Source organism: Streptococcus sp. SI1, assembly GCF_030439945.1.
Lineage (GTDB): Bacteria > Bacillota > Bacilli > Lactobacillales > Streptococcaceae > Streptococcus > Streptococcus intermedius.
This window is the reverse complement of record NZ_JAQFJE010000007.1, coordinates 1-12,117: the sequence shown is the minus strand read 5'-3', so window position 1 is coordinate 12,117 and position 12,117 is coordinate 1. Positions and strand designations below refer to the sequence as shown.

At 39.8% G+C, this 12,117-nt stretch carries 13 protein-coding genes and 2 tRNA genes; 2 read left to right on the top strand and 13 right to left on the bottom strand.

Features of this window, described 5'->3' with window-relative positions:
- Positions 1-34 precede the first annotated feature (34 nt).
- The 10 genes from gap to rsgA all read right to left on the bottom strand — a co-directional run bounded on the left by gap (position 35) and on the right by rsgA (position 10,296).
- Entirely contained in the window at positions 35-1,042 is a 1,008-nt protein-coding gene (gene gap / locus PCY10_RS08490) for a type I glyceraldehyde-3-phosphate dehydrogenase (protein WP_003074699.1), read from the bottom strand.
- Between the two features lie 359 nt (positions 1,043-1,401).
- The gene (fusA, locus tag PCY10_RS08485) at positions 1,402-3,483 is read right to left on the bottom strand and encodes an elongation factor G (protein ID WP_003074701.1); all 2,082 of its coding nucleotides are present in this window, start codon (positions 3,481-3,483) and stop codon (positions 1,402-1,404) included.
- A gap of 148 nt (positions 3,484-3,631) precedes the next feature.
- Positions 3,632-4,102 (bottom strand): 30S ribosomal protein S7, encoded by a 471-nt coding sequence (gene rpsG, locus PCY10_RS08480; RefSeq protein ID WP_003026449.1) that lies wholly within the window; start codon positions 4,100-4,102, stop codon positions 3,632-3,634.
- 19 nt (positions 4,103-4,121) lie between these two features.
- Positions 4,122-4,535 carry a 30S ribosomal protein S12 gene (gene rpsL / locus PCY10_RS08475; RefSeq protein ID WP_003026451.1) on the bottom strand — a complete coding sequence of 138 codons (414 nt, stop codon included), beginning with the start codon at positions 4,533-4,535 and terminating at the stop codon, positions 4,122-4,124.
- A 482-nt stretch (positions 4,536-5,017) separates the two neighbouring features.
- Positions 5,018-5,836: a pur operon repressor gene (gene purR / locus PCY10_RS08470; protein WP_003077581.1), complete on the bottom strand. Its 819-nt coding sequence runs from the start codon at positions 5,834-5,836 to the stop codon at positions 5,018-5,020.
- Positions 5,837-5,928: 92 nt separating this feature from the next.
- Complete coding sequence (locus tag PCY10_RS08465; protein ID WP_003074705.1) at positions 5,929-6,873, bottom strand: 3'-5' exoribonuclease YhaM family protein; 945 nt, start codon at positions 6,871-6,873, stop codon at positions 5,929-5,931.
- Complete coding sequence (gene rmuC / locus PCY10_RS08460) at positions 6,863-8,119, bottom strand: DNA recombination protein RmuC (protein ID WP_021002370.1); 1,257 nt, start codon at positions 8,117-8,119, stop codon at positions 6,863-6,865. Before rmuC ends, PCY10_RS08465 begins: the two co-directional genes overlap by 11 nt.
- 1 nt (position 8,120) lies before the next feature.
- The gene (locus PCY10_RS08455) at positions 8,121-8,753 is read right to left on the bottom strand and encodes a thiamine diphosphokinase (RefSeq protein WP_021002369.1); all 633 of its coding nucleotides are present in this window, start codon (positions 8,751-8,753) and stop codon (positions 8,121-8,123) included.
- The gene (gene rpe, locus PCY10_RS08450; RefSeq protein WP_021002368.1) at positions 8,746-9,405 is read right to left on the bottom strand and encodes a ribulose-phosphate 3-epimerase; all 660 of its coding nucleotides are present in this window, start codon (positions 9,403-9,405) and stop codon (positions 8,746-8,748) included. Before rpe ends, PCY10_RS08455 begins: the two co-directional genes overlap by 8 nt.
- 12 nt (positions 9,406-9,417) lie before the next feature.
- Positions 9,418-10,296: a ribosome small subunit-dependent GTPase A gene (gene rsgA, locus PCY10_RS08445; protein ID WP_041787349.1), complete on the bottom strand. Its 879-nt coding sequence runs from the start codon at positions 10,294-10,296 to the stop codon at positions 9,418-9,420.
- 112 nt (positions 10,297-10,408) lie between these two features.
- On the opposite strand from rsgA, the gene PCY10_RS08440 reads away from it, so the two are divergent.
- Positions 10,409-10,491: transfer RNA gene (locus tag PCY10_RS08440), tRNA-Leu, on the top strand.
- 132 nt (positions 10,492-10,623) lie between these two features.
- A tRNA-Ser gene (locus PCY10_RS08435) sits at positions 10,624-10,712 on the top strand.
- Between the two features lie 64 nt (positions 10,713-10,776).
- Here the strand turns inward: PCY10_RS08435 and rsmA are convergent.
- From rsmA to PCY10_RS08420, 3 genes are all read right to left on the bottom strand, one after another.
- A complete protein-coding gene (gene rsmA / locus PCY10_RS08430; RefSeq protein ID WP_021002366.1) occupies positions 10,777-11,652 on the bottom strand; it encodes a 16S rRNA (adenine(1518)-N(6)/adenine(1519)-N(6))-dimethyltransferase RsmA in 876 nt (291 codons plus the stop codon).
- An 18-nt stretch (positions 11,653-11,670) separates the two neighbouring features.
- Positions 11,671-11,799, bottom strand: coding sequence for a hypothetical protein (locus PCY10_RS08425; protein WP_260468197.1), 129 nt, complete (start codon positions 11,797-11,799; stop codon positions 11,671-11,673).
- 131 nt (positions 11,800-11,930) lie between these two features.
- A partial coding sequence (locus tag PCY10_RS08420) for a hypothetical protein (RefSeq protein WP_301558985.1) occupies positions 11,931-12,117 on the bottom strand: 187 nt, incomplete at its 5' end.

Below are 12,117 nucleotides of genomic sequence, written 5' to 3'. Positions count from 1 at the left end.
AGAGAGGCAAGCCTCTCTTCTCTATACTAATGAATTATTTAGCGATTTTTGCAAAGTATTCAAGAGTACGTACAAGTTGTGCAGTGTATGACATTTCGTTATCATACCAAGATACAACTTTCACCAATTGTTTTCCATCAACGTCAAGAACTTTAGTTTGAGTTGCATCGAACAATGAACCGTAAGCCATACCTACGATATCTGAAGATACGATTGGATCTTCTGTGTAACCGTATGATTCGTTAGCTGCTGCTTTCATAGCTGCATTTACTTCATCAACAGTAACATTCTTTTCAAGAACAGCAACCAATTCAGTAACTGATCCAGTTGGAGTTGGAACACGTTGAGCTGAACCATCAAGTTTACCGTTCAATTCTGGAATAACGAGACCGATAGCTTTAGCAGCACCAGTTGAGTTAGGAACGATGTTTGCAGCACCAGCACGAGCACGGCGAAGATCACCTTTACGATGTGGACCGTCAAGGATCATTTGGTCACCAGTGTAAGCGTGGATAGTAGTCATCAAACCTTCAACGACACCGAAATTGTCTTGAAGTGCTTTAGCCATTGGAGCCAAACAGTTTGTAGTACATGAAGCACCAGAGATAACTGTTTCAGTACCATCAAGAACATCGTGGTTAGTGTTAAATACGACTGTTTTAACATCGCTTCCACCAGGGGCAGTGATAACAACTTTCTTAGCTCCACCTTTAAGGTGTTTTTCAGCTGCATCTTTCTTAGCAAAGAAACCAGTTGCTTCCAAAACGATTTCTACACCATCAGTAGCCCAATCGATTTGTTCTGGGTCACGTTCAGCAGAAACCTTAACGAATTTACCGTTAACTTCGAATCCACCTTCTTTAACTTCCACAGTACCGTCGAAACGACCTTGAGTTGTGTCATATTTCAACAAGTGTGCAAGCATTACTGGATCTGTAAGGTCGTTGATACGAGTAACTTCAACACCTTCTACGTTTTGGATACGACGGAATGCAAGACGACCAATACGACCGAAACCGTTAATACCAACTTTAACTACCATTCGTGATTTCCTCCTTATGAAAATCAAAAAAATTTTTATGTGAAAAGAGTAACTTGAGTTGCTACAAATCACCTTTCAACATATCTATTATATACTTTCTCTCTTAAAATTGCAACTGATTTCATTGTTATTAACAAGTATTATGAATTCTTTCACTAATTTTCATTTCGACTTTCAGTGATTTGAAAAAGCAAGGTAATATCTTCTGAAAACAGAGGAACACAACTTACAAAATAGACAAAAATTTATAAATTCAGATTCATCAGATTAATTATTTTTTCTTTTGATTGACAGAGAGATTATTTTCCAAAAAAAGAAAAAGCACTCGCAAATGCGAGTGCCTAGGTTTAATTCAAAGCTTAAGCTTCACCTTTATTTTTCTTAATGATTTCTTCTTGTACTGACTTCGGTACATCTTCATAGTGGTCAAAGACCATCATGAAAGTACCACGTCCTTGAGATGCTGAACGAAGAACTGTTGCATAACCGAACATTTCAGCAAGTGGTACATAAGCACGCACGATTTGGCTGTTACCATGAGCTTCCATACCATCAACACGTCCACGACGAGCTGTTACATGTCCCATAACATCACCAAGGTTTTCTTCTGGAACAGTAATGGTAACAAGCATCATTGGTTCAAGAATAGTTGGTTGCGCAGTCTTAGCAGCCTCTTTAAGAGCAAGAGAGGCAGCAACTTTAAAGGCTGTTTCTGATGAATCGACATCATGGTATGAACCATCATACAGTTTCGCCTTCACGTCAACGATTGGATAACCTGCAAGGACACCGTTAGCCATTGACTCAACCAAACCTTTTTCTACGGCTGGGATAAATTCACGTGGAACGACACCACCAACAATAGCATTTTCAAATTCGAAGCCTTTTCCTTCTTCATTTGGAGTAAATTCAATCCAAACGTCACCGAACTGACCTTTACCACCAGATTGACGTTTGAAGAATCCACGCGCTGATGTTTGGGCACGGAAGGTTTCACGGTAAGATACTTGAGGAGCACCTACATTTGCTTCCACTTTGAATTCACGACGCATACGGTCTACGAGGACATCCAAGTGAAGCTCACCCATACCAGAGATAACTGTTTCACCAGTTTCAACGTTTGTTTCAACGCGGAATGTTGGATCTTCTTCAGCCAATTTTTGAAGAGCAATACCCATCTTGTCTTGGTCAGCTTTAGATTTTGGTTCCACCATCAATTGGATAACTGGCTCTGGGACTTCGATCGATTCAAGGATAATTTTTGCTTTTTCATCCGTCAATGAGTCACCAGTCGTGGTATCTTTCAAACCAACAGCTGCAGCGATATCACCTGCGTAAACAGTTTCGATTTCGTTACGGTGGTTTGCGTGCATTTGCAGGATACGTCCGATACGTTCACGTTTTCCTTTAGAAGTATTCAACACGTATGAACCACTGTTCAAGACACCTGAGTAAACACGGAAGAATGTCAAACGACCTACAAATGGATCCGTCATAATCTTGAAAGCAAGTGCTGCAAATGGTTCTTCATCAGAAGCTGGACGAGTTTCTTCTTCGTCTGTATCTGGGTTTACACCTTTAATAGCTGGAATATCAAGTGGGCTTGGAAGGTAGTCAATAACTGCATCAAGCATCATTTGAACACCCTTGTTCTTGAAGGCAGAACCAGCAAGAACTGGGAAGAATTCAACATTAATCGTTGCCTTACGGATTGCAGCTTTCAATTCTGCCTCAGTAATTTCTTCACCTTCAAGGTATTTCATCATCAAGTCTTCGTCAGTTTCAGCAACTGCTTCGACTAATTTTTCGCGCCATTCTTGAGCTTGTTCAAGGTAATCAGCAGGAATTTCTTCTTCAAGAATATCTGTCCCAAGGTCGTTTGTATAGATTTCAGCTTTCATACGAACCAAGTCAATGATTCCACGGAAGTCGTCCTCTGCACCAATTGGTAATTGAATTGGGTGAGCATTTGCTTGAAGACGATCATGAAGGGTACTTACTGAGTAAAGGAAGTCTGCACCAATTTTATCCATTTTGTTAGCAAATACGATACGTGGAACACCATACTCAGTTGCTTGACGCCAAACTGTTTCCGTTTGAGGTTCAACACCTGATTGTGAATCAAGAACAGTTACAGCACCGTCCAATACACGAAGCGAACGTTGTACTTCAATAGTGAAGTCCACGTGTCCTGGCGTGTCGATAATATTGACACGATAATCTTTCCATTGTGCTGTTGTTGCAGCAGATGTAATTGTAATACCACGTTCTTGTTCTTGTTCCATCCAGTCCATTTGTGAAGCACCTTCGTGTGTTTCACCAATTTTATGGATTTTACCGGTATAGTAAAGAATACGTTCAGTCGTTGTTGTTTTACCAGCATCGACGTGAGCCATGATACCGATGTTACGAGTTTTTTCAAGTGAAAATTCGCGAGCCATTTGCTTATTTCTCCTATTATTTTATTTACAGTTTATTATAACATATTTTAAGAAAAGCGAGTAGGCAAATCCTACCCGCTTGTTGATTACTCATGCTAATTAGTAAGAGTACTGAGCTTTTTGCAAGTCTCTAAAAAGAGTAGCAATCTTACCAACGGAAGTGAGCAAAAGCACGGTTAGCTTCAGCCATACGGTGAGTATCTTCACGTTTTTTAACAGCTGCACCAGTATTGTTTGCCGCATCCATAATTTCTTTCGCAAGACGATCTTGCATAGTGTGTTCTCCACGTGAACGTGAAATAGTTACCAACCAACGAAGACCAAGGGTTGTACGACGTTCTGGACGAACTTCAACTGGGACTTGATAGTTAGACCCACCAACACGGCGAGCACGTACTTCAAGTACAGGCATGATGTTTTCCATAGCTGTTTCAAATACTTCAAGTGCATCGTTTCCAGTAGCTTCTTTGATTTGCTCAAAGGCTCCGTAAACGATAGAAGCCGCTGTACCACGTTTCCCATCAAGCATAACGCGGTTGATAAGACGTGTCACTAATTTTGAATTGTAGAGCGGATCTGGCAATACTTCGCGCTTAGGCGCACGGTTTTTACGACTCATTTATCTTTATCCCCTTTCCTTATGCTTTTGGTTTTTTGGTACCGTATTTAGAACGGCCTTGCTTACGATCAGTTACACCTGCTGTATCAAGTGCACCACGAACAATGTGATAACGTACCCCTGGAAGGTCTTTTACACGTCCACCACGAAGAAGCACAACACTGTGTTCTTGCAAGTTATGTCCGATACCTGGGATATAAGCGGTTACTTCAATAAGATTGCTCAAACGTACACGAGCAAATTTGCGAAGAGCCGAATTCGGTTTTTTAGGTGTCATAGTACCAACACGAGTTGCTACACCACGTTTTTGTGGTGAGTTTTCACGAGTAGGTACACGCTTCAGACTATTATAACCAACGTTTAAAGCTGGTGATTTCGATTTTTCTACTTTTGATTTACGCGGTTTGCGAACCAATTGATTAATTGTAGGCATCTACATTTTCTCCTGTATTTTTAATTTTGGTGATGATACACTTGGTGACAGCTATCATCTGTGTGCACTTTTGCAACATTTGTCAGCACGTCTCTGTACACTTTTGAGAGACCAAAAGTAAAAAGTACCGTCTATTAGTATAACACGACGGAACTTTATTTGTCAATATATTTTTTATGTTTTTTCAACTGCAACCCAACTATTGCCCTGTAGTCTTTGTAGTCGGGACATCTGTTCTTAAGGCATTAGATCTTGAGCTAGGTCGCTCTCACTTGTCCTATAATAGCTGATTATATTTAAGGGAAGGAATATCCTGCATTTGTTTGAAACGTCACAGTATCTTGATTTCCTGTAACAGGTGTACGTGCCACACCATCTTTTTTATGCAACAGCAAGAATGAATGCTAAAACTAGAACAATGAGATTATCGGCCTCAAGGAGTTCTGATCCCAATCCAACATTTTTTCAAATCCTCGCCTCATCTATTTGTCAAAAATATTTCCCACTTCTACACTGATTTTATTAGACTTCACATCGATATCTGTCACTTTCAATAATGATTTGTACTCTAGGTGTTCGCGTTCTGTCTGTGCATTCTCGGCAAAAACAGCTACACCAGCTAATTCCGAATCAAACTCTCGTAAAAGACTAATCATCCCATTAACTGTCCCACCGCCCTTCAAGAAATCATCTACAATTAGTACACGACTGCCAGCTTTTAAGCTTCGCTTCGACAAAAACATCTTTTCAATACGGTCACCACTTGAGCCTGACACATAATTGACACTGACCGTTGAACCCTCTGTTATTTTCAAATCGCGCCGCACAATCACAAATGGAACATTTAGCACATTTGCCACTGCATTCGCCAATGGCACTCCCTTTGTAGCAACTGTCATAACAGCATCAATTTTTTGTTTTCTAAATGTTTTGGCGATAATGCGTCCAATGTTATTTAAAATAGAAGGTGTACTCAACAAATCTGACAAATAAATGTAGCCCCCAGGTAGAATCCGATTGCTTTCGGATAATTTCGTACAAAGTTCTTCCACCATTGCTCTAGCTTCTTTATCTGAGATAGAAGGTGTAAAAATAACACCTCCCCCTGCTCCTGTAATGGTTTCAATATGCCCAATCTCCATTTCTTCAAAAGCACGTTTAATAATGACAATATCTTCAGAAATAGATGATTTTGCGGACTCATACTTTTCGGCAAATGTATTGAGACTCGTTAGCTCATACGGATGATTGATTAGGTAGTTGGAAATGACTACCATACGTTCACTTCTTCTTAATTTCATGTTTTCACCAATTTTATTTTATTTTCTTCATTATATCATAATAAGCTCAAAAAACGAACATTATTTTTGCAATAACATTCGTTTTTCGTTTTTTACTTATCAAAATTAGGTTTATAGAAGGAACGATTATCCATTGCAAAGATTCGATTGGTCATTTCACCTTCACCAACTAAGGCTAAAGCCGAGGTCATCATCATCATTTCGGCATCAAAATTATCAATCATGTGGATAATTTCAGCTTCCATGATTTTTGGACGCACCGGACTACCGTATTCCAATAAACCGTGATGACTGAGCAAAACGTGACGGAGAACAATGACATCTTCTTTCGTATCATCAATTTTTAATTCTGCCAACACTTTTGTAATTTCTTCATCAATTAAGGCAATGTGACCGATGAGATTCCCTCGAATCGTATACTCTGTCTGTTCAGGGCCTGTCAATTCTAATACTTTTGCTAAATCATGTAGCATAATTCCTGCATACAACAAGCTCTTATTTAACTGAGGATAAATCTCACCAATAGCATCTGCTAACCGTACCATGGTAGCTGTATGAAAAGCCAGCCCTGCTTCAAAAGCGTGGTGATTCGTTTTTGCTGCTGGATACGAATAAAATTCTTTATCATATTTAGCATACAAGGCTCGCACCACACGCTGCCAAACTGGATTTTCAATTTTGAAAATCATTTGTGAAAGATACTCACGTAGTTCTTGTACATCAACTGGTGGTTTTTCCTTGAAGTCAGCTGGATTATTTGGTTCGTCAACTTTAGGCAACCGTAAAGTAATTTGATTTACTTGAGGCGTATTGTTATATACTTCCCTACGCCCTTGCATATGAACAACTTTTCCAGCAGTAAATTCTTCCACATTGTGTGGTTGTGCATCCCACAATTTCCCTTCAATCGTTCCAGTGTCATCTTGAAAGGTGAATGCCAAATAGTTTTTCCCTGCCCTTGTTTGACGAAGTTCAGCAGATTTGATGAGATAAAACCCTTCAAATAGCTCATCTTTTTTCATTTGGTTAATCTTCATATTCTTCCTCTTCATCTTGAAAATCTAATAGACCATCTAAGGCCGACTTATCCGAAATTTCAACATGACGCAAAGTCCGTTCAATAGCATTGGTTCTTCGCGTCAGCAATTCATCAATATTGCCAGATGCATGTTGCAAATGTTTTTGTGCTTTGAGCAAAATACCGCCAAATTTATTAAACTCTGATTTGACATTTCCCAGAATCTTGCTGATGTCATCTGCACTTCTTTGAATATTGAGCGTTTTAAAACCGACCGAAAGCGAATTAAGCAAAGCAGATAGTGTAGACGGCCCTGCCACCACAATCTGCTCATCCCGGCGCAAATTGTCAAAGAATTCTGGATTGCGAACAATCTCTGAATAAAGTCCTTCTGTTGGCAAAAACATTACTCCAAAATTCGTGGTTGCCGGAGGTGCCAGATATTTTTTCTTAATGTCTTTAGCAAAACGTTTGACGCTAGTTAACAAACACTTACGGCAAAAATCAATTTCTTCTTTATCTCCTGATTCATAAGCATCCTCCAAACGATAATAGTCTGCCAGAGGAAACTTGGAATCAATTGGTAAATAGATGTAATCTTTTTCCACTTGTCCCGGTAATTTAATTGCATACTCTACACGTTCACTAGAGCCTGGAACCGTTGCAAACTCACGCTCATACTGGCTCGGTGTCAAAATGTCTTCAATGATTTGACCAAGCTGCAATTCGCCTAAAATTCCACGCGTTTTAGTATTGGAGAGCACCTTATTTAGAGTGCCAACATCACGCGCTACATTTTGCATTTCTCCTAAACCGCGATTGACCGACTCTAATTGTTTTGAGACCGTTTCAAAGGAAGCTTGCAATCTTGTTTGCAGGGTCTTCTCTAATTTTTCTTCTACCGTTTGGCGCATTTGTTCTAAACGGTGGTCATTTGACTCTTGAATTTGGCGCATTCGTTCATCTGTCTTATCACGATTTTGGGTTAGATTTTCACTTATTTCTAAACGCATTTCCGTTAAATTCCGATGTAAATCCGTACGCACCTCACCCAAACGATCTCCCAGAGCCAATTCCAGTTGTTGTTGTGTCAGAAGACTTCGTTGCCGTTCTTGCTCAAAACGGTAATCCAACTGATCAGATAAGTGATCAGCTTGATCTTCCAGCAATTTCTGTACCTGATCTGCCTGTTGCTGATTCTTTTGCCATAAAAGAAAAGTTACAACAAAATTTCCTATCAATAAGAAAATGATTACAAACTCCATATTAACTCCTGTCTTTGCTATAAATGACAATGGCATAACCTGATTGACACTCTAAAAAAACGGGCTCATCTATAAATTCGTTAGAAGCATACACTTTTTTTAAAAAATAATTGGATTCGTTTAAAGGATATTTGGCTCCTTCAATCGTTAACTGACTATTGCTCACAGACATAAAGGCTAGATAATCCATACCAACTACCGGCTTTATCTCATGACGTCCTTGAGGACAATAGCTGAGCTCATTTTGCGCACTACAAAGCCGAATTTGTTGCATATAAGGCATGATTTCTGGATCGTTCGGCAAAAAAACATTTGCCAAGGTATGATCCAAGCGCCCTCCAAAAGCACCAAAAATAGTCACTTGCGCCTGCGGATAACGTACAAAAGCAGTCTTGACAGCTAGTTCTAAATCTGTATCATTTTTTTCAGGTTGTGCTTGAAGTATCTCCTTAGATTGAGAACAAACCAAAGCCAGCTCTTCCTCTGAAACAGAATCAAAGTCACCGATAGCTAAGTCTGGATAAATACCTTGTTCAATGAGAAAAAGACTCCCTCTATCGACTCCGATAAAAAGATCAAAATCCACTTGAAAACTATCTATCATCCCGCCTGAAAAGATAGCAATCTTAATCATGCAATGCTTCTTTCAATGTGTGAACCTGATGAGCCACATCATCTTTGAAAACGTAACTACCTGCCACAAATACATTCGCACCGGCTTCTTTAGCTACTCGAATGGTTTCATTATCAATACCACCATCTACTTCAATATCAAAGCCTAATTGATTCACTTCTCTCAAAACGACTAGTTCACGTACTTTATCCATCGTTTCTGGCAGAAAGGCTTGTCCGCCGAAGCCTGGATTGACAGTCATAACCAAGACTTGATCCACCAAATTCAAAACATTTTTCACCGCTTCAACTGGTGTTCCAGGATTGATAACCACACTTGCCTTGACACCAGCTGCCCGAATCTTCTGCAACGCCCCATGAATATGAGATGTCGCTTCGGCATGGATGCTGATAATATCTGCACCGGCACGGGCAAATTCTTCAATATGATGCTCAGGATTGGAGACCATCAGATGGCAATCAAAGACTAGCTTGCTATGAGGGCGCATACTAGCGACAACGCCAGCTCCAAAGCTGATATTGGGCACAAAATGACCATCCATAATATCAATATGGGCGTACTCAGCACCTGTTGCTTCTAATTTTTTCAATTCTAATTCAAAATTCGCATAATCTGCACTCAGAATAGATGGTGCAATTTTATAAGAATTCATTTAGATTCCTCCTCATTTAGGTTGCTTCTTAGCTATTTTTTTATACGTTTCACGACGATGTTCAATTTCACTCAAAAATTGCAAGTAATCCTCGAAACGAAAGCTTGCAATTTGCCCCTTTACAACAGCAGGCTTTACTGCACAATTTGGTTCATGTGTATGAGTACACGACCGAAATTTACAGTCCCGACTGACAGCAGCAATTTCCGGGAAAGCACGATTTAATTCCTCTGCATTGTCCACTTCGTAATCTAAGGAAGAGAAACCCGGAGTATCTGCAATCTTTCCTCCATTGAGATTATAAAAGCTAACTGCTCGTGTGGTATGACGGCCACGCCCAAGGCTTTCTGAAATCTCCCCTGTTTCCAATTTCAGATCCGGTGCAATTTTATTAAGCAAAGTGGACTTACCAACTCCTGTCTGCCCCATAAAGACCGTCTTTTTTCTGATTAAAAACTGCAGTAGTTCTTCTACTGTTTTGGCAATATCATAACCAATAGCTTGATAAGTTTTAAGGAAAACATCTAGCTCCGCGTCATCCCTTAACAAATCTAATTTACTGATATAGATAATCGGCCGGATAGCTTTTTGTTCCAAGAGAACTAAAAATCGATCCAACAGATTAGGATTAAAATCTGGCTCTTTGGCGCTCATTATCACGACGGCTTGATCTATATTGACAATAGGTGGACGCACCAGACTATTTTGTCGCTCTGCTATTTTTAAAATGTACCCTTCAGAATCTTTCTCAGCAGAAAATTCAACTTCATCCCCCACATAGGGTGTCTGCCCCTTTTTACGAAAATTTCCTCTAGCCCTGGTCTGATAAACCTTGCCTTCGGACTCTACATAATAGAAACCTGCTAAGGCTTTCACGATTATTCCTTTCAAATGGACTCCTTTAACGCTTAATAAGTTCATTATAACAAAAAAAGCAGTATTTTGCTTTTTGGTGCAAAAAAATGATTAAAAAACGTTTCGAATGTGGTATAATAGATAGCAAGCGGAAATGGCGGAACGGCAGACGCGCATGCTTCAGGCGCATGTGTCCATTCGGACGTGAGGGTTCAAATCCCTTTTTCCGCATTTTTATTTCGTTTGATCTTTCATTGATTGCAGCGCTTCTAACTCACACTAGGATGTGTTTTGTCTTCTCGTTTGGAACGAAATAACATAGTTGGATATACCCCATTCAAAAAGTGTTTATTCTATAATGTTGGAAAGGTGGCCCAGCTTGGTACGGCACCGGACTCGAAATCCGGCAAATGGATTTTATTCATGCGCGGGTTCAAATCCCGTCCTTTCCTTATGAAGAACCTCGCTAAGATGAACTTAGCGAGGTTCTTTGTTATGTGATACTTATTATGCAGTTTATCTGAATCCCTCTTCATATAAGCTGTCTGCTAAACGTGCAAATTCTTGCAAAGCAAGCGCTTCTCCTCGTACACTTGGAGATAATTCAGCATTACTCAAAGCGGCTTCCAACTTTGTTTTGACTTCATCAGTTTTTCCAAAATAACTAGTCAAATTATTCCCAAGGGTTTTCCGCCGGTGGGTAAAGCTTACTTTTGAGACCTTGAAGAAGAATGATTCATCTTCAACCTCGACTGCTGGCTTGTCTCTGCGAGTCATTTTTAGAATAGCCGAGTCTACATTTGGTGCAGGGACAAAGACCGCCCGCGGTACGATAAAAGCAACCTTAGCCGTCATATAATACTGCACTGCTATTGACAAACTGCCATAAGACTTACTATTGGGCTGCGCCGAGATGCGATCAGCTACTTCTCGCTGCATCATCACAACAAACTCACTAAAGGAAATGCCACTTTCAATTAAACGCATCAAAATAGGAGTCGTGATGTAATAAGGAAGATTAGCTACTACTTTGATAGGCAGTTCTGGATTAGTAAATTCCTTGATCCGAGCTTGTAAGTCTGACTTAAGAATATCTTCATTGATAATCTTAACATTTTCAAAATCCCGCAGGGTATCTGCTAAAATCGGAATTAGACGCTCATCGATCTCAAAAGCCATGACTTCTGCTGCATTCTCCGCTAAAAACTCAGTCAGTGCCCCAATACCCGGTCCAATTTCGATAACATTAACATTCTCATCAATTTCAGCTGTATCCACAATTTTTTGTAAAATATTGGTATCCGTCAGGAAGTTCTGCCCAAACGATTTTTTAAAAGTAAAGCCATGACGCTCAAGTACTGCCCGTGTCACGCTATAATCTGCAATTCTCATAGTTCTCTTTTCTATCTATTAGCTAAATAAAATATATAAAATCCGCATAATTCCTAGTACAAGCAAAATCCAAAACGCCAAATGAATACGGCGTTTTTGTCCCCTCATAGACCCCTGATTTATTTTTTTATCTTGTTCTTTTTCCATATGATTCCTCTTTATCTTTTATACTTTAGTTAATAACTAAAAATTGATATAACTCAGCCATAGAGTAATTAAGCTGCTGACAACAGTATGTGCCATAATTGCAAGCCTAGTAATAGTATAAGTCTACCATTTCAGTTTGTCAACGACCCACTAGTTTTAGTAGAGCCATCCAGAAAGCGAGAGCTCCCTTTTTTCACTTCCGATAAGAAGGATTGTAACGGGTGATGTTTCCGCCAATCAGCCTGCTCCTTCTTTGCTTTTTCCTTTGCTTTCTTTTGAGCAATCTCGGACTGCCGCTTTGCTCGTGTCAAAGCCTCT